This window comes from Streptomyces sp. ICC1 (assembly GCF_003287935.1).
GTDB classification, from domain to species: domain Bacteria; phylum Actinomycetota; class Actinomycetes; order Streptomycetales; family Streptomycetaceae; genus Streptomyces; species Streptomyces tritrimontium.
Genome location: NZ_CP030287.1, coordinates 8,664,334 through 8,689,165, shown reverse-complemented (window position 1 = coordinate 8,689,165; position 24,832 = coordinate 8,664,334). Strand labels below are relative to the sequence as shown.

Sequence of the window (24,832 nt, the reverse complement as noted above, 5' to 3'; positions counted from 1 at the left end):
GGGTCAGGACGGGACGCGCCAGACGCTCAGGCGGCGTTCGATCGCGACCAGGACCTGGTTGAAGACCAGCCCGATGGCGGAGATGGTGACGATGCCCGCGTACATCTGGGGGATCGCGAAGTTGAACTGCGAGGCGTTGATCAGGTAGCCGAGGCCCGCCTTCGCGCCGATCATCTCGGCGGCCACCAGGACCAGGATCGAGACGGCCCCGGCCAGCCGGACGCCCGTGAAGATGGCCGGCACCGACGCGGGCAGGATCACCTTCTGGAAGAGCCTCGGCGTGGACAGGTCCATGGACCGCGCCAGTTTCACCAGCGTCGGATCGGCGTTGCCCACCGCGCTGATGGTGTTCAGCAGGATCGGCCAGACGCAGGCGTACACGACGATCGAGACCTTGGAGGTCTCCCCGATGCCCAGCAGCAGCACGAACACCGGCAGCAGCGCGAGGGCCGCCGTGTTGCGGAACACCTCCAGCAGCGGCCCGAGCAGCGCGGCCACCGGCCGGTACCAGCCGATCAGCAGTCCGAGCGGCACCGCGACCAGCACCGCGATGCCGAAGCCCCCGAAGGAGCGGACCAGGCTGGCCCGGGTGTGCTCGCCGAGCTGTCCGTCGGCCAGCAGCCCCCACCACGCCGTGGCGACCTCGCTGACCGGCGGCAGGAACGTCGCGTCGACGAGCCCCAGCCGCGGCGCCGTCTCCCAGAGCGCGAGCAGGGCGAGGATCGCGGCCGAGCGCAGCGCCACCGCCCGCAGCACGCGCAGGACCCGCAGGGCCAGGGCCGCGGCCGGCACCCGTACGGGGGGCCGCGCGGGCTCCCGTACCGCCGGGGGCGCGGGATCGCGTACCGGCGGCTCCGCGACCCGGGCCTCCTGGACCTGCGCCGACTCCACTGTGGTGCTCATACCGTGGCCTCCTCCTTCTCCAGTTGCTGGGCGCGGGCCACCTCGTCGTGGAGGAGGGTCCAGATCTCGTGGCGGTAGCGGGCGAACTCCGGGCTGGAGCGCAGGTCTTCTCCGGTGGCCCCGGCGGAACGGTCGCCGAACGACACCGGGACGACCTCCTTGACCCGCCCGGGGCGGGAGGTGATGACGGCCACCCGCTGCCCGAGGTACACGGCCTCCTCGATGCCGTGCGTGATGAACACGACCGTCTTGCCGGTGCTCTGCCAGATCCGGCGCAGTTCGTCCTGGAGGGACTCCCTGGTCTGCGCGTCGAGCGCGGCGAACGGCTCGTCCATGAGCAGCACGTCCGGGTCGTAGGCGAGGGAGCGCGCGATGGCGACGCGCTGGCGCATCCCTCCGGACAGCTCGTGCGGATGGCGGTCCTCGAAGCCGGTGAGACCGACGAGGTCGAGGAACTCCCGGGCCCTCGCCGTCCGCAGGCGGCGCGGTACGCCGGTGGCCTCCAGGCCGAATTCGATGTTGCCGAGCGCGGTGCGCCACGGCAGCAGCGCGTACTGCTGGAAGACGATGCCGCGGTCCAGTCCCGGGCCCGTGACCGGCTTGCCGTCGAGCAGGATCCGGCCGGAGGTGGGCGGGGTCAGGCCGCCGAGCAGGTCGAGGAGGGTGGACTTGCCGCAGCCGCTGGGGCCCACGACGACCAGGAACTCGCCCGCCGCGATCTCCAGGTCGATGCCGTCGAGGGCGGTGAACTGCTCCTTGTTCTTCTTGTTCTTCTTGTCCTTCGTCGGGAAGGTCTTCGTCACGGACTCGAACACGATCTTCGCCATGGCGCGCCTCAGCCCTTCCCGAATCCGTTGAACTCGTTGGTGTAGAGGTCGGCGGCCTTCAGCTGCCCCTTCTTGACCTCGCCGCGCTCGCCCAGCCAGTCGATCCAGAGCTGGAACTCCTTGTCGGCGATCCGGCCGCCGGGCTCGGCGACCCCGTACGAGCGCCAGTACTGCAGGGTCGCCGTGTCCTCGTTGCGGCCGCGCTTCTTGACGATCTCCGTCATCTTGGCGATGACCTCCTCGCGCGGGGTGGAACGGGACCACTCGATGGCCTTGGCGACGCCCGTGGTGAAGGCCCGCACGGTGTCCGGGTTCTCCTTGATGAAGCGCTGGGTCATCACGTACGAGCCCGCGCTGAAGGATCCGAGGAGCTCGAAGTCCTTGAACAGCGGGCGGATGCCGCCGGCCGCCAGGGCCTTGTCGCGCAGCACGCCGCTGAGGACGCCGACCTCGATCTGCTTCTGCCGCAGCGCCTGTTCGGTGTTGACGGGCGGCACGACGAGGGACTCGACCTTGGCCGCATCGGCCTTGGGGACGCCGTTGCGCTCCAGGTAGATGTCCAGCAGGGCCTGGGCGTGGGCGCCCAGGGTGTTCATGCCGACCTTCTTGCCGATCAGGTCTCGGGCGGAGCGGATCGGGCTGTCCTCCAGGACGTAGTAGCCGAGGTACGTGTCCTTGTCGGAGCCGTAGTAGGAGGTGACGGCCTTGATCTGGGCCTTGCTGGAGGCCAGTTTGACGATCGCGCCGTTGAAGGCGCCGCCGAAGTGGGTCTGGCCGGTGGCGGCGGACTGGATGTCCTGGGGGCCGCTGATGGTGTTGCCGACCCAGTCCAGGGTGACGTCTGCGAGGTAGCCGAGTTCGGCGGCGAGTTCGGGGAGCGTGACCGCGCCGACGGATCCCTGGTACTTCAGGGAGGTGACCTGGCTGCCGCGGGCGCCGGTGGCGGTCGCCGTCCCGCAGCTCACCGCGGCCGCCGAGATGCCGAGCAGGGTGAGGAACTGGCGTCGGGAGGTGCGGGTCGTGGTGAAGGCTGCGGTCATGGCGATTCCTTGTCGATCCGGTCGGGCGCGTCGCACTGGTGGGTTCGGTCGGGTCTGACGGGCGGGCTGACGGGGCTGACTGGCGGGCTGACGGGCCGGCTGGTCCGTACGGAGGTCAGTGCGCGGTGGTGAGCACGGCTGCCTGGGCGGCGCGCAGGGCCTCGGCGAACTCGTCGACGGCCTGGAAGAGGTCCAGTTCGGCCTCGGGCCGCAGCCGGTCGGGGCCGTCCCCGCGCTCGACGGAGGAGTCCAGGACGAAACGGCCGGCGGTCACGTGCCGGGCACCGAGCGCGGCGAGGACCGGGCGCAGGGCGTAGTCGATGGTCAGGACGTGCGCGAGGCTGCCGCCGGTGGCCAGCGGGAGAACCGTTTTGCCGGCCAGTCCGTCCTGCGGGAGCAGGTCGAGGAAGGCCTTGAGCAGTCCGGTGTACGAGGCCTTGTAGACGGGGGTCGCGATGACGACCCCGTCGGCTTCGGCGACGGCTTCGAGGGCCCGCCGGATCTCCGGCTCGCCGCGGCGGGCGGAGAGCAGGTCGGCGGCGGGGAGCTCGCGCAGGGAGAGGTGCGCGGTCTCGAACCCGGCGTGGTTCAGCCGGCGCAGCACGTGGTCGGCGACGACGGCGGTACGGGAATGGACGGACGGGCTGCCGGTGAGGGCGAGCAGCTTGGGCACGGAGCGCTCCTTGGCCTGTCCCTTAGACACATCTGACGCTCGTCGGCGTCGTCGAAGGTGTATACGCGCGAGGTCCAGGGCGCGCTGGCCAACGTACGCAGGCACGCGCGGGCCTCGGCCGTGGTCGTGACGCTCACCTACCAGGCGTGCGCGGTGAGCGTGGACGTGTGGGACGACGGCGTCGGGTTCGATCCGGCCGGGCGGCATGCGGGCGGGAGCGCCGGCCGTGACGGGTTGCGGCTGCTGCGGCTGCGGGTCGGGCACCTGGGGGGCCGGGCCGTGGTGGAGAGCACACCGGGCGGCGGCACGGTGGTGTCGGTCCGGCTTCCGGTAGGGGATCCGGTACGGGGGTCGGTAGGGGATCCGGTACGGGGTCTGGTGCGGGGTTCGGTGCGGGGTTCGGTGCAGGGTTCGGTGCGGGATCCGGCATGACGCGTACGCGGATCCTGCTGGTCGACGACCACCCGGTGGTGCGGGCGGGGCTGCGGGCCCTGCTGTCCGGGTGCCCCGACTTCGAGGTGTGCGCGGAGGCGCCGGACGGGGCCGCGGCGCTGCGGCTGGTCCGGGAACTGGCCCCCGACCTGGTCCTGATGGACATCCGGCTGGGTGCCGGGATGTGCGGGCTGGAGGCGACCAGGCGGATCGGCCGGCTGCCCGCACCGCCCCGGGTGGTCGTGCTGACGAGCTACGAGTCCGACGCGTACGTCGTACGGGCGGTGGAGGCGGGCGTGGCGGGGTACCTGCTGAAGGGATCCCCGCCCGACCAGCTGTTCCAGTCGCTGCGGACGGTCGCCGCGGGCGAGTCGGCGTTGTCGCCCTCGGTCGTCTCGCGGCTGATGAACCGGTACCGGGCGCCGAAGACGGTGCTGACGGCCCGGGAGACGGAGATCCTGGAGCTGATCGCGACGGGCCGTTCCAACCGGGAGATCGGCTCGGCGCTGTTCATCAGCGGGACGACGGTCAAGACCCACCTGGTGCACGTCTACGAGAAGCTCGGGGTGGAGAACCGTACGGCGGCCGCGCGGGCGGCGGTCGACCGCGGCCTCATCGCGCCGCAGCACTAGGTCTGTTCCGCCCGGGGGCTCGCGGGTCAGTTGGGGTAGGCGATCTGGAGGGAGGCGCCGTTGTACTGCCAGGTGGGGGAGAAGACGCGCTTGCGGATCTTCCAGACGCCCGCGGCCTTCACGTACTCGTCGCGGTAGCGGATGCCGCGCACGATGACGGTCTCCGGCGCGGTCGCGGTGGCCGGGTAGACGAGCTGGGCGGTGGCGTGGCTGTCGCCCGTCGCGGTCGTCCGGCCGGTGGGGCGGATGAAGGCGTTGGCGGTGACGTGGGTGGAGTAGCCCCAGGCCGCGGCGCCGTCGAGGTTGGCGACGACCGCCTCGATGCCGGTCTTCACGATGCCGGCGGTGCCGTCGGGGTGGGCCATCACGGTCAGGACGGCGTCGTCGGTGAACAGGGTCCGGAAGACCGTCTTGTCCTTGGTGTCCACGGCGTAGAGGTACGTCTCCAGCAGGCGGCGGATGGCCAGTTCGTCCGCGACGGCGGTGGACGAGCCGTAGGAGGCGGCGAGTTCGAAGTCGTCGGCGCTGGTGGCGGCGGTCGTGTCGGCGCCGGCCGGCGTCGCGGCGGCGAGGGCGCCGAGCCCGGCTACGGCGGCACCGGTGCCCAGCATGGTGAGCATGCGGCGGCGTTCGGGGGCGAATTCGGTGGTCGGCATGGCGGGTTCCTCTCGACACGGCTGGTGGCGTCCGGGCCGGTTCGGGGGCGGTCCGGGCACTGACGAGCCTCCCGTGTCGGGGTCCGCGGCGGATCGGTGCGCCGTACGACCGCGATCTCGTACGGATGGACGATGTGCCCGACGGATCAGGACCGTCAGGACCGTCAGGACCGTCAGGACAGGAGGCGCTGCTCCTTGGCCACCGCGACCGCGCCCGCACGGGTGTCGACGCCGAGCTTGTCGTAGATGCGGCCCAGGTGGGTCTTGACCGTGGCCTCGCTGATGAACAGCGCACGGGCGATGTCGCGGTTGCCGAGGCCGCGGGCCAGCTGGCCGAGGATGTCGAGCTCGCGGTCGGTCAGGGTGGGCCGGGTGCCGCGCATGTGGGCCATCACGCGGCTGGCCACCGGCGCGGAGAGCGTGGTGCGGCCCTGCGCCGCCGAGTGGATCGCGGCGAAGAGCTCCTCGGGGCGTTCGGCCTTGAGGAGGTAGCCCGTGGCGCCCGCGCCGATGGCGCGGGTGATGTCCGCGTCCGTGTCGTAGGTGGTCAGGACGAGCACGTACGGGGGGTTCGGGGCGGCGGTGATGCGGCGGGTGGCCTCGACGCCGTCGATGCCCTCGCCGAGCTGGAGGTCCATCAGGACCACGTCGGGGTGGAGTTTGGCCGCGAGCGCGACCGCCTCCTCGCCGCTGCCGGCCTCGCCGAGGACCTCGATGTCCGGCTCGCTGCCGAGCAGGGCCAGCAGGCCGGCGCGGACCACCACGTGGTCGTCGCACAGGAGGATCGTGGTCATGGAGTGTGCTCCAGGGGGATCGACGCCGAGAGGACCGTGCCCTCGCCCGCGGTGGATTCGATGGTCAGACTGCCGCCGAGCTGGCGGACGCGGGCGCGCATCGCGGGGAGGCCGTGGCCCCGTTCCCCGGAGGCGGGGCGGGTACCGGCGAAGCCGTGACCGTCGTCCGCGACGTCCAGGACGACCTGGTCGCCGAGGAAACTGAGGGTGAGGGCGGCGGTACGGGCGCCCGCGTGCTCCCGTACGTTCGCCAGCGCGCCCTGGGCGATGCGCAGCAGCGCCGACTCCGCACGGTCGGGCAGCGGGACCGGCGTGCCCTCCAGATGGAAGCGGACCTCGATGTCCGGGCCGGCGCCCAGCGCGCGCAGGGCGTCCGCGAGGCCGCCGCCGCCGGCGAGTTCGGGCGGCGCGAGGTCGTGGACCAGGCGGCGGGCCTCGGCGAGGCCGCGCGCGGTGATCTCGGTGGCGGTGCGGACGTGGGCGCGTGCGGTGGCCGGGTCGGTGTCCCAGGTGCGGTCCGCGGCCTGGAGCAGCATCTGCTGGCTGGACAGGTGCTGGGCCAGGGTGTCGTGGATCTCCATGGACAGGCGCTGGCGTTCGGCGAGGGTGCCCGCGCGGCGTTCGGTGGCGGCGAGTTCCCGGCGGGTGCGGATCAGGTCGTCGATCAGGGTGCGCTGGGCCGTGGCCTGGCGCTCCATGTGGACGAAGACGGCGGTGGCGAGCGCGGCGACGGCCGGCGGGGCCAGGAGGAGGTTGGGGTCGAAGGGCTCGGCGCCGGCCTGGGAGAGCTTGAGCTGGGCCGCGACGACGAAGACCGTCAGCAGCGCGACGAGGACGATCGCGGCGCGGGGCCGCAGGGTGCGCAGGGCGGTGTAGAAGAGCGGCACGGCGCACCAGGCGAAGCTCGGCGCGAGGACGACGAGGACCACCCAGACGGCGACGACCAGGCCGAGCCAGAGGAGCCGGCGCAGGGTGGGGGCGGCGCCCAGGGCGGGGCCGAGGACGTAGAGCAGGGCGAGGGTGATGCCGGTGAACACGGCCGTACGCCGGTCGGCGCGGGGGATCTCGACCGTCTGTCCGCGCCGCAGTTCGGCGAGGCGCAGGAAGTCCCCGGAGACGACGGCGGTGCCGGCCGAGCCCGGGGCCGGGCCGGCCGAATCCCAGACGGCCCGCCCCGTACGGTCCGGGCCGCCCGCCGGCGTGCTGCCGCCGGGGGCAGCGGTACCGCCCGGCGAGCGGCCGACGCCCGCCGGCGCGCCGGTCCCGACCCGCCCGCCGTCCGTCCGACCCGACGAGGAATCCATGTCCGACGCCGCGCCCTCCGCGACCACCGGGTCCACCGACCCGGACGCCGATCAGCTGGGAGCCCTGTGCCGGGAGCTGGCCGAGGCGGCCGACGCCGTCGGCGAAGCCGCCCACTACGCTTCCCGGCTGGCCCTCGGCTCCCGGCTGCCGGTCACCGCCCTGGCCCGCGGCAGTCGCCGCCGGACGGCCTGGCGCACGCTGCTGCGCGTCCTCGCCGACCCGGCCGGACTCGGCTGGGCCCCGCGCGGCCGGGGCGTCGCGCGGGCCGGCTGGCTGGCCGGAGTGCTCGCCGGCCGGGAGAGCCTCGCCGTCAGCCTCGCGGTGTGCGGCCTCAAGAGCCGGATCCGGGCCGCGTGCACGAGCAATCCGGGGATGCCGGCGGACCCGGCCGCCGCGGAGGTCTTCCGGGCCGTCGAGGAGGACCGGCAGGCCGACGCCGTCCGGGAGTTCCGCGACCTCGTGCGCCGACAGGGCGCCGGACCCGCTTTCGCCCTGCTGAACCCGTCCTTCGCCGACATCCTGGCCTGGAGCGCGCTGACCGACGACAACCCCTTCAACGACCACGCCGGCTGGCAGGTCGCCACCGGCCGGGCCGTGGCGGCCGAACCGCTGCTCGGGCTCGGCGCCGCCTTCCGGGCCTTCTTCGACCGGGCTCCGGCCTGGGCCGAGCCGGACCCCGGCCTCCTCGCCGAGCTGGACACCACCGGTACCCCGGCGGGGTACGGGCGCAACGCCGATCGGATCGCCGGGGCCGGTGGCGCCGTGCTGCTCCAAACGGTCGCCGGACCGGACGGCACCGAGCGGTGCGTGGTCCAACTCGCCGGTCCGCCGGGCGACTCCGGGCACACCGCCGACGCGTACGCCGCCTACGCGCGCACGGTGGCCGCGACACTGCGCCGCCTCGTGCCCTCCGGAACCACACTCGCCCTGATCGGCCGCGGACCAGGCGGGCCGGCGGCCGTACTGCTCGCCGCGAGCCGGGACTTCACCACCGTCTACCCGGCCGTCCGGGTGTGCCACGACCCGCGGTCCGCGGCGCGAGAGCTGGCGGACTTCCGGGGCCGGGTCACCGGGAGCCATCTCGTCGGCGTCCCGGGCGTCCCCGACGCCTTCGCCCCGGGGAGGTCCCGGTGACGGACGCCCCCGCACCTGCCCCGGCCGACGGCCTGCGCGCCCACTCGGCGGCCCTGCGCTCGCACGCCGAGCGCCTGCGCCGCGCCGCGGGCGACCTGCGCTGGCAGGGCCCGCGGGCCGACGCGCTGCGCGCCGAGGTGGCCGGCCTCGCCGACCGCTGCGCCACGGCGGCGGGCGGCTTCGACCTGGCGGCGGCGCAACTCGCCGAACCCCGCCCCCCGGGCACCCCGTAAGAGACGGCCTACAGGTCCTGGCCCGAGGGGAGCTGCCGCAGGGCGGCGAGGGCGCGGTGCGCGACCTCCTGCGAGCTCCCGGACACGTCGACGAGGACGCCGGCCTCGTCCGCCTGGAGCGCCTCCAGCGTGGCGAACTGTGAATCCAGCAGCGCGAGGGGCATGAAGTGCCCCTTGCGCGCCGCCATCCGCTTCTCGATGAGGGGCCGCTCCCCGGTGAGGTGGACGAACGCGGTCCCGGGAGCGGCGGCGCGCAGCCGGTCGCGGTAGACGCGCTTGAGGGCGGAGGCGGCGACGACCCCGCCGCTGAGGCCGGCCCGGTTGCGCATCCACTCGCCGATGGCGTCCAGCCAGGGCCACCGGTCCGTGTCGTCCAGGGGAGTGCCGGCCGACATCTTGGCCACGTTGGCCGCCGGGTGGAAGTCGTCGCCCTCCGCGTACGGAAGGCCGAGCTCTTCGGCGAGCAGCCGGCCCACGGTCGTCTTGCCCGTCCCGGCCACGCCCATCACCACCATGACGCGCATCCCCGAACACCTCGCTGTCCTCGCCGGCACCGGCCCGTACGGCGCCCGGCCGACGTGTGCGGCGCCCGGCACCACTGAAGCCCATCGCGCAGCCCCTGTCCAAGGGTTCCGCGCGGCCCGGTGCTCCCACCGGACCCGTCCGGGCGTCCGGCCGCCCCGCTGTTCGGCGTACCGCCACCGCGTGTCGTTGGACCAACTCGCTGACGATGCGGCGACATTAACGTTTTTGATCTTCATCGGACCCCCGTCCGGGAGATGCTCCCCCTCGCTCCGGCCGGAGCGCACGACCATTCCGTTCGCCGAAGGGGTACTCGCATGTCATCCACAGCAAGAACCGGACGAAGGGCCCGGCTCGCGGGCGGCCTCGTGCTGCCGGTGGCGGTGGCACTGGGCGGATTCGCGGTCCCCGCGGCCGCCTCCGAGGGCGGCGGGGCGGGGGAGCCGGCCGGCCGCGCCGCGGCTTCCGCACCGGAGTCCGGGGGCCCGGGTACGAGCTGCGCCCGGCTCGGGAGCCCCGGAGCGGCTCCGGGGACCGCCCATCCGTGCCCCGGCCAGGCCGGCCCCCAGGGGCCCAGGGGCTCGCAGGGACCGGCCGGCCCGCCGGGTTCCAAGGGGGAGAAGGGCGGCCCCGGGCCCAAGGGCGAGGCCGGGGCCAAGGGCGAGGCGGGACCCAAGGGCGAAGCCGGGGCCAAGGGCGACGCCGGCCCGCCGGGCCCCAAGGGCGAGTCGGGGGCCGCGGGCTCCAAGGGGGACCGGGGGCCCCTCGGCCGCAAGGGCGACCCGGGGCCCAAGGGCGACCCCGGCCGCACCGGGGACACCGGCCCCGCCGGTTCCCAGGGCCAGCAGGGCGCGGCAGGCCCGGCCGGCCCGCCCGGCGCGCAGGGCCTGCCCGGACTGCCCGGCACCGCGGGACCCCAGGGCTTCGCGGGCCCGCCCGGCCGCCAAGGGGCCGCGGGTCCCGTCGGCACCGGCGGAGCACTCGGCCCGCTCGGACCGGTCGGCCCGCAGGGACGCCCCGGCCCGCAGGGCCCGTGCGCCTCGGTGGACAACCAGATGCCCAACAACTCCGAGGAGTTCGCCCTGGTCCTCAAGGACGGCAAGACCCACCTCGGCCGCCGCACCCGCGACATGGCCGGCTTCTGGGGCGATTTCACCTGGACCGACCTCACCGTGGCACCCGTCACCGGCTATCCGGCCGACGTCTGCTCCGTGGCACTGGCCATCCAGGGCAACGACGTGAAGGTCAAGGCACTCACCAAGACGGGCACGCTTTACCACACCCACTGCGAGACCAACGGGCGCGCCGTCACCTGCAACGCGCCCTGGGCGCCCGTGAACCCGCAGCCCGGAGCGGTCGCGGCCCGCCCGGCGGGGTTCCGGCTCCGGGTCGGGCTCGGGCTCCGGGTCCGGGCGGGGCTCCGGGTCCGGCTGCGGGGCGGTCGGAGCTGCGGCAAGGGCGACGGGACGGGCGGCGGGAGGGGCGGCGGGACGGGAGACGGCCGCCGCTCGGGGGTGGTTGAAGGACACCGTACGGGTGACGATCCGTCCACCCGGCAGGCTCTCCAACGACCGCTCCAGATACCCGAACGCGACCAGCTCCCGCAGCCCGTTGGCGATCGAGGTCTCCCCGAGCGGAAGCTGCTTGACCAGGTCTTTGATCCCGATGGGGGTTCCGGCGGGCAGCGACTGGATGTAGATCCCCAGGATCCGCGCGACGGCCGACATCTCGGGATGCTGGATGAGGTCGTTGCTCACGACCGTGAACCGCCCGGTGAGCCGGACGTTGGAGTGTCGAACCCCGTATGTCGCGCGCGTGGGCGCGGTAAAGTGCACCGAAGCCATGGGGAAGGTTGTGCTTCCTGTGTGGTCAGGCCCTCGATCGGGATTCGCAGTCCCGTCGGGGGCCGTCTCATGTCTGATGTCTGAGTTGTCGGGGCGAGCATATGCCAGACAACCACCGCGAAATCCACCTCAGTTGGCCGATTCACCCGTGTGAGTGAGAGCCCGCGCAGCGGGAGGCCTGGTGGGGTTTGGGATGAGTTCTTTCTCCCAGTACTTGAACCAAAAGAAGCATCGGGCCCCACCGGGACGCGCCCCACCACGACCCGGCAACCCCGGCCTCCCGCACGCAAGTTCGCCCCGCGCCTCAGCGCGCGGACCTGACGACGATCCAGTGTTTCCGGGTGCCCGGAGCGCGACCGACGCCCCCGTCGTCCCGGCCCGGCCCGGCTACTGAACGCCAGGGCGCGGCAGTTGATCTGCCGCAACGTCTGCCCGTGCGCAGATCAGCGGACGACGGGTCCCCGGCCGGCCCTCCAGTCGTCGATGCGCTTGCGGATGCTCGGCACCATCGGCAGGCCGTCCACGGCCTCCGGCGCGAACCACGCCACCTCGAACGACTCGTCCGACACGCGCAGGCTTCCTCCGGTGGGCCGGGCGAGGAGGCAGATCGAGAACTCCTGCCGCACCTCGCCGTCGTCGTAGGAGAAGACGTGGCCCGGGTTGGTGTACGTCCCGACGATCCCGACGATCTCGACCGTCACCCCCGTCTCCTCGAAGGTCTCCCGGATGGCGCAATCCCCGACGGATTCGCCGAGCTCCATCTTCCCGCCGGGCAGAGCCCACATCCCGTTGTCGGCGCGTCGCTGCAAGAGGATGCGCCCGCCCTCGTCCACGACGACGGCCGAGGCGGCGGGCACGAGGCTGTTCGCCTTGGGGGCTCGGGGGTCGTCCTCGTAGTCACGCCTGGGCATCTCGCTCCACTTCCCGTACGTCGCGACCTCGGCTCCACAACTCCTCGACGTGGGCGGAGAATCTGTCGAACATGCCATCCGTCTGACGCCGTCGCAGGTGCCGGAGGGTGACCGTGAGGGCCCGGCCTACCGGCCCTCGTGTGGCGACCGGCGGCCGTCAGTCCCACATGTTGAAGACGGCCGTGCCGATGGTGTGTGGTTGCCAGTAGTCGATCTCGCTCCGCTCCGTCTCCGCGAGGGCCGAGGTGTCCGCCTCCGAGAACGGGGAGCGCAGGAGCGTGGCGGGCAGGACGGTGAAGCCGGAGTCGGTGAGGGTGGCCGCCCAGGGCGGGGGGTCCTGGAACTCGTCCGTGTAGCCGAAGCGGCGTTCGTCCACGAAGGCGACCAGCGGGTGGTGGACGTGGAAGAGGGCGACGTGCGCGGCGCCCTCCCGGTCGGTGAGCGTGGCGCTGTGGAAGTTCTGCGGGTAGCACTCCTCCACGAAGTCGTCGACCCGTCCGCCGGCCGCCAGGGCGGCCGCCTGCCAGGCGGTGCGGCAGTCCTCGGGGTCGGTGTCCGGCAGCGGTGGTTCGCTGACGTGGCGGAAGCCCGTCGCGCCCCGGGGGAGCGGGAACGCGGTCTGCGGGTCGCTCATCTACGCCGCCTTCCGGGCCAGGACCAGCCGCCAGTGGGGGGTGCCGTCCGCGCGCCGGCCGAAGGGGGTCAGGGGGACGGTCTCCACGGTGAAGCCCGCCGCGCGCAGGTCAGCGCGTACGGGCCCGAAGGGGAAGGTCCGGTAGTACATGACGAACGGCGGCCGCCGGACGGCATTGCGCACGCGCATCGCCGCGTCGAAGCCGGTCAGCGCCCACCAGGCCGGGCGGCTCGGCGGGATCGGGGCGCCGATCGGGAAGGCGAAGACGCCGCCGGGGCGCAGGGCCGCGTGGACCCCGGCGAAGACCGCGGGCCGCTCGGCCGGCAGGAAGTGCCCGAAGGCGCCGAAGCTGACCGCCAGGTCGTACGAGTCCCGGAGCCCGGCCGGCAGGGCCCGCGCGTCGGCCCGCAGCAGGTCCACGCGCTCCTCGGGGTGGGCGAGCCCGGCCTCGGCCAGCATCCCCGCGCTCAGGTCCACGCCCGTCACCCGGCCCCGGCACAGCCGGCGCAGCATCCCGAGGCCGGCGCCCGTACCGCAGCACACGTCGAGCCCGGTGGCGAAGGAGCCCTCCCGCTGCGCGAGGGTCTCCTCGACGGCGTCGAGCATCCGGTCGGGGGTGCGGAAGGGGGTCCGGTCGAACTTGGGCGCCAGCAGGTCGTAGCCCCGCTCGACGGAGGACAGGGCCTGTACGGCCAGTTCGCGCAGGGTCGGGCCCTCTGAGGTGAACACACGGTCAGCCTAATGACCTCGTGCCCGCCGGCGGCGCGTCTTCGGGAGTGTCGGGCAGGGCCGGATCCTGGCCTCCCTCGTCGAACAGGGCTACGCCGTCACCGACGGCCGCGGCAGCTACGGCGTCGGCCTGCGGCTGCGCACCCTCGCCGCCCGGGTCTCCACCGACCGGCCCGAAGGCATCGTCGAACTGCTGGAGTTCCTGCAGAAGTGCACCGGCCAGGCCGTCCACCTGGCGCTGCGCAGCGGCGACGCGCTCACGTGCATCCGCAAGATCGAGAGCGACCAGCCCTTCCGGACCGCCTCGCGCGTCGGGGCGCGGATCCCCGCGCACGCCACCGCCACCGGCAAGGCCGTCCTCGCGCACCTGCCGCCGGCGGAGGCCGAGGAGATCGTCCGCGCCGCCGGCCTGCCCGCCCTGACCCCGCGGACCCTCACCGAACCGGACGCGCTCACGGCGGAGCTGGAACGGGTCCGTACGCGCGGCTACGCCGTCGACGACGAGGAGAACCAGGCCTCCGTACGCTGCGTGGGCGCGCCCCTCTTCGACCGCGACGGCGTGCCGGTGGGCGCGCTGAGCCTGACCGGGGTCACCTTCCTGACCACGCGGGAGGAGCTGGAGCGGTTCTCGCCGGCGCTGCTGCAGGCCGCGCGGGGCGTGGAGCGGCTGCTCCGGCTCGGCGGCTGACGGCGCCCGGACCTCCACGCGGACGCGCGCATGCGGCGGCCGCGGTGGTCCCCCTCCTGGCCACCGCGGCCGCCGTTCCCCCGTACCCCGTTGGTCCTGGCCCTTTTACACCGCTGACCCTGCCGACGACCCCCGGCCCGGGGCTTTCGCATGTCCGAAGGAGACCACCATGGCCACCCCCCTCACCGCCGACACCCTCCTGGCAGCGCTCCGCGCCGAGGGCGTCGACGTCGTCGAGCACACCGGCTGGCGCACCCACAACCGCAACCACAAGGGCGCCTGGGGCCCGGTGAACGGCGTCGTGATCCACCACACCGTCACCAGCGGTACGGACAGCAGCGTCGCCCTCTGCCGCGACGGCTACGCCCAGCTGCCCGGCCCCCTCTGCCACGCGGTCATCGACAAGGCCGGCACCGTGCACCTGATCGGCCACGGCCGCACCAACCACGCCGGCCTCGGCGACGGCGACGTCCTGGACGCCGTCGCCGCCGAGACCTCGCTGCCGGAGCCGCGCCGCAACGACACCGACGGCAACGCCCACCTCTACGGCTTCGAGTGCGTCAACCTCGGCGACGGCCGCGACCCGTGGCCCGCCGCCCAGCTCGACGCCATCGAGCGCGCCTCGGCCGCCCTGTGCCGGGCCCACGGCTGGCAGGCCCCCTCCGTCATCGGCCACAAGGAGTGGACCAACACCAAGGTCGACCCGCGCGGTTTCACCATGGAGGACATGCGCGCCCGGATCGCCGCCCGCCTCGCGGCCGCCCCCGGCGGCCAGGGCACCGGGACCACCCCGCCGGCCGGCGGCGAGCGCCACCAGCCGTTCCCCGGCGCCGGCTTCTTCACCGCCCTCCCCCACTCCCCGGTCGTCACCGCCATGGGCGAGCGCCTGGTCGCCGAGGGCTGCTCCGACTACGTCGAGGGCCCCGGCCCGCAGTGGACCGACGCCGACCGCCGTTCGTACGCGAAGTGGCAGCGCGCGCTCGGCTTCACCGGGGCCGACGCCGACGGCTGGCCGGGCCGCACCTCCTGGGACGCCCTGAAGGTCCCGTACCGCGGCTGACCCGGCCGCCGCCCCGCAGCCCCGCCGCCCCTCGCCGCTCCACCGAAAGAAGGCACCACCATGTCCGAAGCCGGAAAGCGCACCCTGCGCACACTCGTCCAGACCGCCCTGGCGATGGCCGTCCTGCTCCCCGCCGTCGTGGACGCCTCCGGCATCCCCGCCGCACTGCCCTGGGTCGCCGGCGCCCTCGCCGCCGCCGGGGCCCTCGCCCGCGTGATGGCCCTGCCCGGCGTACAGGCCGTACTTCCCGGCTGGCTGCGCACGGAGTGGCCGTACGACGCCGACCGGGCGCTGCTCGCCCTGATCGACCGCGACGAACGGGCGGAGGACGAGCGCGCATGACGGAACCCCACATGTCGGACGCGCTGTCCGTGGCCGTCGAACTGGAAAGGCTGCGCGGCACCATGGAGGCCGGCTTCGCCCGTGTCGACGGGTCACTGGCCCTCCTGGTCCAGCGCAGCGACCAGACCGACCGTCAACTCGCCGACCACGAGTCCCGGCTGGACACCCTGGAGCGGGCGCGCTGGCCGCTGGCCAGCGTCACCGCGCTCGCGGCGGTCTCGGCGATCGCCATGACGGCCTGGCAGATCACCGGCCGCTAGCGGGTGATGGCCGGCCGGGACGGTCCGTCAGCGGACCGTCCCGGCCGCGCCCGCCCTCGATCGGGGGCCGAACGGGGGCCCGTGCCGCCGACCTAGACTGACGATCAGGACGAACCACCGCCCGTGGCGGTCGATCAGCAGGGAGCAGAGCATTGGGGACCGTGGCCGTCGAGCCCGCGAAGCGAAGCAGTCCACCCCCCGATCAGGACCGGCCCGCGCCGCGCCGTGCCGCGCGCCTGTACGGTCCGCTCCTCGCGTTCCTCCTCGCCTCGGGCGCCTTCTGCGCGTCCTGGATCGCCCGCGGCACCTTCCCCTTCGGCGACACCGGCCGCGCCGTCAACGACCAGGCCAACCAGTACGTGCCCTTCCACCGGGCGTTGTGGGACCTGGTGCACGGACAGGCCGCCGGAGACGTCCTGTTCACCTGGCGCGGCGGCTTCGGTCAGCAGTTCCTGTCCGACTACCACACGTACCTCGGCAACCCCTTCTCCTGGCTGGCCGTCCTCGTCCCCCGCGCCCACGTCGACCTCGCCGTCTTCGCGATCACCCCGGTGACGATGGGCGCCGCGGCCGCCGTCATGTGCGTCTACCTCGGCAAGCTGCACCCCGGCCCGTGGTGGCAGCGGGGCGTCCTCGGAGCCGTGTACGGGCTGTGCGGCTGGGCGCTCAGCGACGCCTCGTACATCCCCATGTGGATGTGGGGCCTGGTCGCGCTCCCGCTCCTCGGCATCGGCGTCGAGTGGTGCCTGGAGCAGCGCCGCTGGCCCGGGGTCGCCCTGCTGGTCGCGCTCGCCTGGGCCGGAAACTTCTACACGGCGATGATGGCGACGATGGCGGCCTGCGTCCTGCTCGCCGTCCGCCTGATCCTCCTCGACATGACGGGCCCGCAGCGGCTGCGCGCCGCGTGGCGGGCCGGGACGGCCGCCGCGACGGGCATCCTGCTCACGCTCCCGCTCCTCCTGCCCTCGTTCCTCTCCAGCGGGGCCGCGCAGCCCACCAAGGCGGCCTCCTTCGATCCCGTGCGGATCGAGGTCTTCCTGACGGGCATGCTCCCCGGCACCTACCTGTGGGGCGGCCGGCCCCGGCTGTACGTGGCCTCCCTGGGCCTGATCCTGGCCGGGTCCTTCCTCTTCAACGCGGCCGTGGCGCGCAAGACCCGGCTGGTGTGGGCGGCGGCGACCCTGCTCGTCCTGCTCTCCTTCCAGTTCCCGCCCACCCAGTACGCGTGGCACGGGCTGGCGGTGCCGAACGGCAACCCCTACCGCGAGGCCTTCGTCTTCAGCGGCATGCTGGTGGTCATCGCCTGGCTGTCCCTGGCCAACCGGCCGCGCCCGCTCCACCTGGCGCTGACCGCCGCCCTGCTGGTCGCCGCCACCTTCGTGCTCCGGCACACCAACGACTTCGGCGGCGCGACCTGGCCGGCGGTCCTCGGCGGCGGCGCGGCCTCCCTGCTGGCCCTGGTCCTGCTGGCGCTGGGCGAGAAGCGCCGCGCACTGGTCCCCGCGGCCGCGGTGCTGATGGTCTGCGTCGTCTTCGCCGAGTCGACGGCGGCCGCGGCCAACGCCGACGCCCGCCGCTCGCGCGAACGCTGGGCGAAGCCGATCGCCACTTCGAGCCAGTCGATCACCCGCCACTTCGAAGCGGTCCGCTCCGTGGACGGCTGGCCCGCCCACCGGACCGACTCGGGCTCCCCGCAGACCTCGTACAACGACGCCCTCGCCCTGCGGGCGGAGGGGCCGCAGTACTACAGCAGCTACCTGCCCGAGGCCACGTTCCGGGCCCTCGAACCCCTCGGCTACGGCTACAAGAACGACGGCCGGACCTTCTTCGGCGCCGACAACCCCGTCCTGGACGCGATCTTCTCGATCGGCGCGCGGGTCCGCCCCGGGTCCGCCCCGGACACCTGGACCGGCTCGAAGTTCCCCGCCCCGCCCCTGGTCACCGTCCGCTCCGGCCCTGTCTCTTATACAACCCTCCGATGCCCCGAGACTAGGCCTGATCCCGTATGCCGTCTTCTGTCTGAAAAAAAAAAACGAATAACGGGGCTGGGGGCGGGGGAGCGCGGAGGGCGGGGCGCGCGGGCGGACGATGCCCGTGCGGCGCGCCTGGGGCGCGGGGTTCGGCGGCGCGGGCACGGCGTGGTGGGCGGCCGGGGCGGGGGTGGGGGTGGGCGTCGGGCGCGGGGCGGCGGGGGGGGGGGGGGGGGGTGCGGGGGCGGGCTTCGGCGCCGCGGCGGCCATGCGCGCCGCGGCAGCATTGGTGGCGGCGGCCGAGTCGGTGTACTTGGCGGCGGGGGCGCCGGGGATCTCGGCCGGGGGCGCGGGCGCGGGCGGCGGCAGGAAGTGGCCGCAGAGGGGTTTCCCTCCCCTGTACCCATCAGTACATTGACGCCATGTCTAATACGCCGCCCGCGCCCGCCTTCGTGGCGTCGGAACACACGGAACACATAGACCTCACGGGAGGCCTCAAGGCCCGGAACGTGTCCTTCTCCTGGGAGGACACCCCGCTCCACTGGCTGCCCGGCGACCCCTTCGCCAACCACACCATCAACGTGCTGCACCTCCTGCTCCCGGCGGGCGAGCGCTGGTTCGTGCACGTCTACAAGCAGGTGCTCCCGTACATCACGGACGAGGCACTGCGGGCGGACGTCGTCGGCTTCATCGGCCAGGAGGCCATGCACGCCACGGCGCACGACGACGTACTGCCCCACCTCAAGCGGCTGGGCCTGGACCCGACCCCCTACACCGCCCAGGTCGACTGGCTCTTCGAGAAGCTGCTCGGTGACCGGACGCTGCCGCCGGGCAAGGCGCGCAAGTGGTGGCTGATGGAGCGCGTGGCGATGATCGCGGCGATCGAGCACTACACGGCGTTCCTCGGCAACTGGGTGCTGAACGCCGAGGAGTTGGATCGCCGGGGCGCCGATCCGATGATGCTGGACCTGCTGCGCTGGCACGGCGCGGAGGAGGTCGAGCACCGCTCGGTGGCCTTCGACCTCTTCATGCACGTGGACGGCAACTACCGCCGCCGCGCCAGGACCTGGGCCACCGCCTTCACCGCGCTGGTCTTCCTGTGGCAGCGCGGGTCGCGCTACTTCATGGAGCACGACCCCGAACGGCCCGGCTCCAAGGCCTCGTTCGGCCAGTTCCACCGCGCCGGCCGCAAGGGCACCCTGCCCTCCACGGGCGCCATGCTGAAGTCGATCCCGACGTACCTCTCGCGTACGTACCACCCCTCGCAGGAGGGCTCGACGGCCCAGGCCGTCGCCTACCTGGCCTCCTCCCCCGGCGCGAACGGCGGTTTCACGGCATGAGGCGGGGCACGGCGGCGACCGTGGTGGCGCTGGCGGGCACGGCGTGGCTGGCGAAACGGGCGATCGGCCGGCGCATCAACGGCGGCTCGCCGCTCTGGCCGCTGCCGGCGCTGGAGAACCCGGTGTCGGGCTACTCGCCGCGCCGCTGGATCCCCACGCTGATCGTCTCCCGTACGGAGCCGGCGCAGGGCGTGCTGTCCCTGGTGCTGGAGTCCCCGGAGCTCCCCCCGTGGGCCCCGGGCGCGCACGTGGACGTGGCGCTCCCCTCGGGCGTGGTCCGCCAGTACTCCCTGTGCGGCGACCCGGCCGCACAGGGCCGCTACACGATCGCGGTCCGGCTCGTCGAGGACGGCCGCGGGGGCTCGCGCGAGGCGCACGCGCAGCTGGTGGAGGGCGCGGAGCTGTCCGTCCGCCCGCCGCGCAACCGGTTCCCCCTGGAGCCCTCCCCCTCGTACGCCTTCGTCGCGGGCGGCATCGGCATCACGCCGATCCTGCCGATGCTGCGGGCGGCCACGGCGGCGGGCGCCGACTGGACCCTGCTGTACGGGGGCCGCTCGCGCACCTCGATGCCGTTCCTGGCGGAGCTCGAGGCGTACGGGGACCGGGTCACGATCCTCCCGGAGGACGAGGCGGGCCTCCCCGACCTGGCCCCGCTCTCCGGGAGCCCCGAGGGCACCCTGGTCTACTGCTGCGGCCCGGCGCCGCTGATGGAGGCGGTCCGGGCGGCGGCCCCCGCGGGGGTCCCGGTCCACCTGGAGCGCTTCTCCCCGGCGGCCGGGGCGGGCGACGCGAAGCCCTTCACGGTGGAACTCCACCGCTCGGGCCGGACCGTCGAGGTCGCGGCGACGGAATCCACCCTGGCCGCGGTGCGCCGCGAGCTGCCGGACACCCCGTACTCCTGCGAACAGGGCTTCTGTGGCACCTGCCTGCACCGGGTCCTGTCGGGGGAGGTCGACCACCGGGACGCGCTGCTCACGGACGGCGAACGTGAGGACTCGATGCTCCTGTGCGTCTCGCGCGCGGCCGCGGACCGCCTGGTCCTGGACCTGTAGGGGCCCGGCCACGGGCACGTGAACGCGGGAAGGCCCCGGAGACCGAAGTCTCCGGGGCCTCGTGCCGTCGCCTTACGGTGCGGGGGTGGCGGCCTCCTTCTTGAGGAGTGCGTGCCGTCCGTCACCGGTCCAGGTGGCGAGGACCTTCAGACCGCCCTGGTCCTTCACCTCTATGCCGACGGTGCCGCCGCCGGTGAAGCGCAGGTCGACCCGGGACTCGTCCCCGATGTTGGTGAGCACCCACTCTCCGCTGCCCGCGACGAGTCCCTTGCCGGGTGAGGTGACCCCCCCGCCCGGCAGGGCGTCCGCGCGCAGCTTGTCGGCCGCGAAGGTGCCGTCCTCCTTCAACGTCACTCCGCCGATCGACCCGTCCTTCCAGCCGCCGACCATCTCGGCACGCTGGACGCCGGCGGCGTCCTTCAGCGATGGCCCGCCGCCGGAGGACCCGCACCCCGACACGGTCGTGATCAGGGCCAGCGTCCACAGGAGCGTGCGCACCGCGATGCGCCGGCGTCCGGTCATTCCGGTGTCCTTCATCAGTACCTCAGGGTCTCTCGCCACGACACGGTCAGGTTCCTCCGCCGCGCGAAGCCACCGATGCCTCCCTCGTCGAACTGGGAGACGATCAGGGTATCCAGGCCGTCGTAGCCGGTCACCAGGTGTGCGAAGGACGAGAGGTCCGTCTCCTCCCTGACGGTGAACTCCACCTGGACCCCTTCGTCCGAGGTGGCCACCACGCGACCCGTGATCTTGAACGAGCCGAGCAGGACCTTCATGGAGTTCGGGTCCTCCAGGCCGTTCCCCATGCTGCGCAGGTCCTGGTACAGCTGGCCGGCGAACTCCATCCCCTCGAGGTCGGAAATCGAATAGTTGGCGAGGTTGTCGAAGTAGCCCTCGTTGGTCGACTTGGACAGCTCCATGGCCTTGGTGCGGGCGTCCTCAGCCAGCTTCGTCGCGGCCAGTTGCATGGCCAGCGTGGAGCCGTCGCCGAAGGTCAAGTCGGTGGGGCCGAGGCCCGACACCCACAGGGCCGCGACATCCTGGACCGACACGTCGGGCGCCAGCGTGCTGGCCGCCGGTTCCGTGCACGCCAGCAGGATCGGGTCGGCCTGGCACATCTGCGAGTGGAGCCGATGCGTCTCCGCCGCCGCCTCTGCCTCCTGCTGCTGGATCTTCAGGAAGAGCGGGGTGAGGATCGGGTCGTAGACCACGGGCATCATGTTGCTGCCGAGGAGGCCCTTGGGCTTCCCGCCCCCCCGACGACCGGGCCCCCGCGCTCTGCGCCCTGGCCGCCTCGGCGAGGGCGGCGGCCAGGGCGCAGAGCGCGGGGGCCCGGTCGTCGGGGGCGGTTTCGGTGAGGGCGGGCAGGTGGCGTTCGTAGAAGCCGGTGTCGAGCCGCCCGGCGGTGAACTCGGGGTGCCGCAGGGACCGTACGAGGAGTTCGCGGTTGGTGGTGAGCCCGTGGATCCGGGCTCCGGCGAGGGCGCGGGCGAGGGCCCGGACGGCCTCGGCGCGGGTCGGGGCGTGCGCGATGACCTTGGCGAGCATGGGGTCGTAGTGGATGGAGACGGCGTCCCCGTCGGTGAATCCGGTGTCCACGCGGACCTCGCCGGGGACCGCGAGGGTGTGCAGCGTCCCGGTCTGCGGGCGCCAGTCCTGGGCCGGGTCCTCGGCGTAGAGGCGGGCCTCGACGGCATGCCCGGTGGGCCGGGGAGGGGTCAGGGGCAGCGGGGCGCCTTCGGCGATCCGCAGTTGCAGCGCGACGAGGTCGAGCCCGAAGACGGCCTCGGTGACGGGATGTTCCACCTGGAGTCGGGTGTTCATCTCCAGGAAGAAGGGGCGGCCGTCCGCGGTGACGAGGAACTCGACGGTGCCCGCGCCCTGGTACGAGACCGCCCGCGCGGCGGCGACGGCCGCCTCGGCCAGGCTCGCGCGCAGGGCTTCGGGCAGGCCGGGCGCCGGGGCCTCCTCGATGACCTTCTGGTGGCGGCGCTGGAGGGAGCAGTCGCGGGTGCCGAGTGCCCAGACGGTGCCGTGGGAGTCGGCGAGGATCTGCACTTCGACGTGGCGGCCCCGTTCGATGTAGGGCTCGGCGAAGACCTCGCCGTCACCGAAGGCGGAGCGCGCCTCGGCGGAGGCGGCTTCCAGTTCCTCCTTGAGCGCGTCCAGGTCCCGTACGACCCGCATCCCGCGGCCTCCGCCGCCCGCCGCGGCCTTGAGGAGCAGGGGGAGGTCGGCGGCGGTGGCGGTGTGCGGGTCGACGGGCTCCAGGAGGGGGACGCCGGCGGCGCGCATCAGCTCCTTGGCCCGGGTCTTGGACGCCATGGCCTCGATGGCCCGGGGCGGCGGGCCGATCCAGGTGAGTCCGGCGGCCTGGACCTCGCGGGCGAAGCCGGCGTTCTCGGAGAGGAAGCCGTAGCCGGGGTGGACGGCGTCGGCGCCCGCCGCGAGGGCGGCCTTGATGACGAGGTCGCCGCGCAGGTAGGTGTCGGCGGGGGCCGCGCCGGGCAGCCGTACGGCCGCGTCGGCCTCGCGCACGTGCAGGGCGTCTGCGTCGGGGTCGGAGTGGACGGCGACGGTGGCCAGGCCGAGGGCGCGGGCGGTGCGGAAGACGCGGACGGCGATCTCGCCGCGGTTGGCGACGAGGACGGAGGTCAGGTTCTTCAGGTTCGTCATGTGCGGGCTCACATCCGGAAGACGCCGAAGCCGCCACGGGCGCCCTCGACGGGGGCGTTGTGGACGGCCGACAGGCACAGGCCGAGGACGGTTCGGGTGTCGCGCGGGTCGATGACCCCGTCGTCGTACAGCCGGCCGGACAGGAACATCGGCAGGGACTCGGACTCGATCTGCGCCTCGACGAAGGCGCGCATGCCGGCGTCGGCCTCTTCGTCGTAGGGCTGTCCCTTCGCGGCCGCCGACTGGCGGGACACGATCGAGAGCACTCCGGCGAGCTGGGCGGGGCCCATGACGGCGGACTTGGAGCTGGGCCAGGCGAAGAGGAAGCGGGGCTCGAAGGCGCGGCCGCACATGCCGTAGTGGCCGGCGCCGTAGCTGGCGCCGATCAGAACGGAGAGGTGGGGGACCTTCGAGTTCGACACCGCGTTGATCATCATCGAGCCGTGCTTGATGATGCCGCCCTGCTCGTACTCCTTGCCGACCATGTAGCCGGTGGTGTTGTGGAGGAAGAGCAGCGGGATGTCCCGCTGGTTGGCGAGCTGGATGAACTGGGCGGCCTTCTGCGACTCCGCGCTGAACAGCACGCCTTGGGCGTTGGCGAGGATGCCGACCGGGTAGCCGTGGAGGGTGGCCCAGCCGGTGACCAGGCTGGTGCCGTAGAGGGGCTTGAACTCGTCGAAGTCGGAGGCGTCGACGATGCGGGCGATGACCTCGCGGGGGTCGAAGGGGGTCTTGAGGTCGGCGGGGACGATGCCGAGGAGTTCCTCGGGGTCGTGGAGGGGTTCTTCGGCGCGCACCGGATCGGCGTGGGCCTTGCGGTGGTTGAGGCGGGCGACGACGCGGCGGGCCTGGCGGATGGCGTCGTGCTCGTCGAGGGCGTAGTGGTCGGCGAGGCCGGAGGTCCGGGCGTGCATGTCGGCTCCGCCGAGGGACTCGTCGTCGCTCTCCTCGCCGGTGGCCATCTTGACGAGCGGCGGACCGCCGAGGAACACCTTCGAGCGGTCCTTGATCATGATGGTGTGGTCGGACATGCCGGGGACGTAGGCGCCGCCCGCGGTGGAGTTGCCGAAGACGACGGCGATGGTGGGGATGCCTGCCGCCGAGAGCCGGGTGATGTCGCGGAAGATCGCGCCGCCCGGGATGAAGATCTCCTTCTGGGAGGGGAGGTCCGCGCCGCCGGACTCGACGAGGCTGATGCAGGGCAGCCGGTTCTGGCGGGCGATCTCGTTGGCCCGCAGGGCCTTCTTGAGGGTCCAGGGGTTGCTGGCGCCGCCCCGGACGGTGGGGTCGTTGGCGGTGACCAGGCATTCGACGCCCTCGACCGTGCCGATGCCGGTGACCATCGAGGCGCCGACCGGGTAGTCGCTGCCCCAGGCGGCGAGCGGGGACAGCTCCAGGAACGGGGTGTCCGGGTCGAGCAGCAGCTCGATGCGCTCGCGGGCGAGGAGCTTGCCGCGCGTCTTGTGGCGGGCGGTGTACTTCTCGCCGCCGCCGAGCAGGGCTCCGGCGTGCGCGGAGTCGAGCTCGGCGAGGCGTTCCAGGGCGGCGGTACGGGCCTGCGCGTGCTCGGGGGCGAGCGGGTCGACGGCGGTCTTGAGGCGGGTCACGGGGTCCCCTCCGGGGCGGTGGTGGGTACGGGGACCTCCGGGGGCGGCCCGAGCAGGGCGACGGGGATGTCCACGTGCCGGGAGCGGAGCCACTCGCCGAGGGCCTTGGCCTGGGGGTCGAAGCGGTGGCCCGAGGCGACGCCGTCGCCGAGGACGCCGGTGACGGTGAAGTTGAGGGAGCGGAGGTTGGGGAGCTCGGCGCGGGTCACGTCCAGCGGGGCCGTCTCGGGGAGCAGCCGCCGGAAGGCGTCGACGGTGAGGGTGTCGCGGAGCCACTCCCAGGCGGGGGCGCTCTCGGCCCACACCCCGACGTTGGCGTCGCCGCCCTTGTCCCCGCTGCGGGCGCCGATCAGCCGCCCCAGCGGCACCCTGCGGGTGGGGCCCCGGCTGAAGACGTTCCCCCTCCTCTCCGCCGGCGCGGAGGGGTACCGGCTGGCCGTGCGCAACCGCCACCGCGCCGACCAGGCCGACCGGCTCTCGCCCCGCCTGCACGTCGGAGCCCCGCTGCGGGTCTCCGCCCCGGGCGGCCGCTTCACCGCCGAGAGCGCGGCACCCTTCACGCACTTCC

The 24,832-nt window shown here is 73.6% G+C and carries 27 protein-coding genes and 2 pseudogenes; 12 read left to right on the top strand and 17 right to left on the bottom strand.

The annotated features are described in order from the left end of the window. Window positions 1–3 precede the first annotated feature (3 nt). The 4 genes from DRB96_RS40795 to ssuE form a co-directional block, all read right to left on the bottom strand. Entirely contained in the window at window positions 4–903 is a 900-nt protein-coding gene (locus DRB96_RS40795) for an ABC transporter permease (RefSeq protein ID WP_239516593.1), read from the bottom strand. After that, window positions 900–1,730: an ABC transporter ATP-binding protein gene (locus DRB96_RS40790; RefSeq protein WP_112452891.1), complete on the bottom strand. Its 831-nt coding sequence runs from the start codon at window positions 1,728–1,730 to the stop codon at window positions 900–902. The genes DRB96_RS40795 and DRB96_RS40790 overlap by 4 nt, the downstream gene beginning before the upstream one ends. 8 nt (window positions 1,731–1,738) lie before the next feature. Next, on the bottom strand, window positions 1,739–2,770 hold the full coding sequence (locus DRB96_RS40785; RefSeq protein ID WP_112452890.1) for an ABC transporter substrate-binding protein: 1,032 nt from the start codon (window positions 2,768–2,770) through the stop codon (window positions 1,739–1,741). A 115-nt stretch (window positions 2,771–2,885) separates the two neighbouring features. Next, window positions 2,886–3,443, bottom strand: a complete 558-nt coding sequence (ssuE, locus tag DRB96_RS40780; RefSeq protein WP_112452889.1) for an NADPH-dependent FMN reductase — start codon at window positions 3,441–3,443, stop codon at window positions 2,886–2,888. Window positions 3,444–3,500: 57 nt separating this feature from the next. Between ssuE and DRB96_RS40775 the strand changes: the two genes are divergently transcribed. Together DRB96_RS40775 and DRB96_RS40770 are read left to right on the top strand one after the other, a co-directional pair. After that, a complete protein-coding gene (locus DRB96_RS40775) occupies window positions 3,501–3,875 on the top strand; it encodes an ATP-binding protein (RefSeq protein WP_112452888.1) in 375 nt (124 codons plus the stop codon). Beyond that, a complete protein-coding gene (locus DRB96_RS40770; protein ID WP_112452887.1) occupies window positions 3,872–4,507 on the top strand; it encodes a response regulator transcription factor in 636 nt (211 codons plus the stop codon). Before DRB96_RS40775 ends, DRB96_RS40770 begins: the two co-directional genes overlap by 4 nt. Window positions 4,508–4,533: 26 nt before the next feature. Here DRB96_RS40770 and DRB96_RS40765 read toward each other — a convergent pair whose 3' ends face one another. The 3 genes from DRB96_RS40765 to DRB96_RS40755 form a co-directional block, all read right to left on the bottom strand. Then, window positions 4,534–5,163: a nuclear transport factor 2 family protein gene (locus tag DRB96_RS40765; protein WP_112452886.1), complete on the bottom strand. Its 630-nt coding sequence runs from the start codon at window positions 5,161–5,163 to the stop codon at window positions 4,534–4,536. A gap of 173 nt (window positions 5,164–5,336) precedes the next feature. Continuing rightward, window positions 5,337–5,957, bottom strand: a complete 621-nt coding sequence (locus tag DRB96_RS40760) for a response regulator transcription factor (RefSeq protein WP_112452885.1) — start codon at window positions 5,955–5,957, stop codon at window positions 5,337–5,339. Then, window positions 5,954–7,261 (bottom strand): histidine kinase, encoded by a 1,308-nt coding sequence (locus DRB96_RS40755; protein WP_204357946.1) that lies wholly within the window; start codon window positions 7,259–7,261, stop codon window positions 5,954–5,956. Before DRB96_RS40755 ends, DRB96_RS40760 begins: the two co-directional genes overlap by 4 nt. On the opposite strand from DRB96_RS40755, the gene DRB96_RS40750 reads away from it, so the two are divergent. Together DRB96_RS40750 and DRB96_RS40745 are read left to right on the top strand one after the other, a co-directional pair. Continuing rightward, window positions 7,260–8,396: a hypothetical protein gene (locus DRB96_RS40750; protein ID WP_112452884.1), complete on the top strand. Its 1,137-nt coding sequence runs from the start codon at window positions 7,260–7,262 to the stop codon at window positions 8,394–8,396. The two genes, DRB96_RS40755 and DRB96_RS40750, sit on opposite strands and share 2 nt — an antisense overlap. After that, the gene (locus DRB96_RS40745) at window positions 8,393–8,629 is read left to right on the top strand and encodes a hypothetical protein (protein WP_112452883.1); all 237 of its coding nucleotides are present in this window, start codon (window positions 8,393–8,395) and stop codon (window positions 8,627–8,629) included. Before DRB96_RS40750 ends, DRB96_RS40745 begins: the two co-directional genes overlap by 4 nt. A gap of 8 nt (window positions 8,630–8,637) precedes the next feature. Here the strand turns inward: DRB96_RS40745 and DRB96_RS40740 are convergent, their stop codons facing one another. Then, window positions 8,638–9,153 (bottom strand): gluconokinase, encoded by a 516-nt coding sequence (locus DRB96_RS40740; protein ID WP_112452882.1) that lies wholly within the window; start codon window positions 9,151–9,153, stop codon window positions 8,638–8,640. Between the two features lie 315 nt (window positions 9,154–9,468). Between DRB96_RS40740 and DRB96_RS44060 the strand changes: the two genes are divergently transcribed. Further along, the gene (locus DRB96_RS44060; RefSeq protein ID WP_204357945.1) at window positions 9,469–11,079 is read left to right on the top strand and encodes a hypothetical protein; all 1,611 of its coding nucleotides are present in this window, start codon (window positions 9,469–9,471) and stop codon (window positions 11,077–11,079) included. A 359-nt stretch (window positions 11,080–11,438) separates the two neighbouring features. Here the strand turns inward: DRB96_RS44060 and DRB96_RS40735 are convergent, their stop codons facing one another. The 4 genes from DRB96_RS40735 to DRB96_RS45610 form a co-directional block, all read right to left on the bottom strand. Further along, the gene (locus tag DRB96_RS40735) at window positions 11,439–11,906 is read right to left on the bottom strand and encodes an NUDIX domain-containing protein (RefSeq protein WP_112452881.1); all 468 of its coding nucleotides are present in this window, start codon (window positions 11,904–11,906) and stop codon (window positions 11,439–11,441) included. A 157-nt stretch (window positions 11,907–12,063) separates the two neighbouring features. Next, window positions 12,064–12,540, bottom strand: coding sequence for a hypothetical protein (locus DRB96_RS40725; RefSeq protein WP_112452880.1), 477 nt, complete (start codon window positions 12,538–12,540; stop codon window positions 12,064–12,066). Then, window positions 12,541–13,269, bottom strand: coding sequence for a class I SAM-dependent methyltransferase (locus DRB96_RS40720; RefSeq protein ID WP_112452879.1), 729 nt, complete (start codon window positions 13,267–13,269; stop codon window positions 12,541–12,543). It lies immediately after the preceding gene. 4 nt (window positions 13,270–13,273) lie between these two features. Next, window positions 13,274–13,636, bottom strand: a complete 363-nt coding sequence (locus tag DRB96_RS45610; protein WP_239516629.1) for a hypothetical protein — start codon at window positions 13,634–13,636, stop codon at window positions 13,274–13,276. On the opposite strand from DRB96_RS45610, the gene DRB96_RS45605 reads away from it, so the two are divergent. The 7 genes from DRB96_RS45605 to DRB96_RS40685 all read left to right on the top strand — a co-directional run bounded on the left by DRB96_RS45605 (window position 13,535) and on the right by DRB96_RS40685 (window position 19,981). Continuing rightward, a complete protein-coding gene (locus DRB96_RS45605) occupies window positions 13,535–13,957 on the top strand; it encodes an IclR family transcriptional regulator (protein WP_343234715.1) in 423 nt (140 codons plus the stop codon). The two genes, DRB96_RS45610 and DRB96_RS45605, sit on opposite strands and share 102 nt — an antisense overlap. Before the next feature lie 169 nt (window positions 13,958–14,126). Beyond that, a complete protein-coding gene (locus tag DRB96_RS40710; RefSeq protein ID WP_112452877.1) occupies window positions 14,127–15,017 on the top strand; it encodes a peptidoglycan-binding protein in 891 nt (296 codons plus the stop codon). Window positions 15,018–15,077: 60 nt separating this feature from the next. Then, entirely contained in the window at window positions 15,078–15,359 is a 282-nt protein-coding gene (locus tag DRB96_RS40705; RefSeq protein WP_112452876.1) for a hypothetical protein, read from the top strand. Continuing rightward, window positions 15,356–15,619 (top strand): hypothetical protein, encoded by a 264-nt coding sequence (locus DRB96_RS40700; protein WP_112452875.1) that lies wholly within the window; start codon window positions 15,356–15,358, stop codon window positions 15,617–15,619. The genes DRB96_RS40705 and DRB96_RS40700 overlap by 4 nt, the downstream gene beginning before the upstream one ends. Window positions 15,620–15,780: 161 nt before the next feature. Then, window positions 15,781–18,069, top strand: a complete 2,289-nt coding sequence (locus DRB96_RS40695) for a YfhO family protein (RefSeq protein ID WP_239517908.1) — start codon at window positions 15,781–15,783, stop codon at window positions 18,067–18,069. Further along, on the top strand, window positions 18,012–18,929 hold the full coding sequence (locus DRB96_RS40690) for a metal-dependent hydrolase (RefSeq protein ID WP_112452874.1): 918 nt from the start codon (window positions 18,012–18,014) through the stop codon (window positions 18,927–18,929). Before DRB96_RS40695 ends, DRB96_RS40690 begins: the two co-directional genes overlap by 58 nt. Further along, a complete protein-coding gene (locus DRB96_RS40685; RefSeq protein ID WP_112452873.1) occupies window positions 18,926–19,981 on the top strand; it encodes a PDR/VanB family oxidoreductase in 1,056 nt (351 codons plus the stop codon). The genes DRB96_RS40690 and DRB96_RS40685 overlap by 4 nt, the downstream gene beginning before the upstream one ends. 72 nt (window positions 19,982–20,053) lie before the next feature. On the opposite strand, the gene DRB96_RS40680 is transcribed toward DRB96_RS40685, so the two are convergent. The 5 genes and pseudogenes from DRB96_RS40680 to DRB96_RS40660 all read right to left on the bottom strand — a co-directional run. Beyond that, window positions 20,054–20,503: a hypothetical protein gene (locus tag DRB96_RS40680; protein ID WP_162688728.1), complete on the bottom strand. Its 450-nt coding sequence runs from the start codon at window positions 20,501–20,503 to the stop codon at window positions 20,054–20,056. A 14-nt stretch (window positions 20,504–20,517) separates the two neighbouring features. Then, complete coding sequence (locus tag DRB96_RS40675) at window positions 20,518–20,949, bottom strand: hypothetical protein (protein ID WP_162689155.1); 432 nt, start codon at window positions 20,947–20,949, stop codon at window positions 20,518–20,520. Window positions 20,950–21,265: 316 nt separating this feature from the next. After that, window positions 21,266–22,657 (bottom strand): annotated as a pseudogene (locus tag DRB96_RS40670) (biotin carboxylase N-terminal domain-containing protein); the annotation flags it as partial. An 8-nt stretch (window positions 22,658–22,665) separates the two neighbouring features. Continuing rightward, window positions 22,666–24,264, bottom strand: coding sequence for a carboxyl transferase domain-containing protein (locus DRB96_RS40665; protein ID WP_112452869.1), 1,599 nt, complete (start codon window positions 24,262–24,264; stop codon window positions 22,666–22,668). Next, window positions 24,261–24,647: pseudogene (locus DRB96_RS40660) on the bottom strand (exopolyphosphatase); the annotation flags it as partial. The gene DRB96_RS40665 and the pseudogene DRB96_RS40660, both read right to left, overlap by 4 nt. Between the last annotated feature and the right edge of the window lie 185 nt (window positions 24,648–24,832).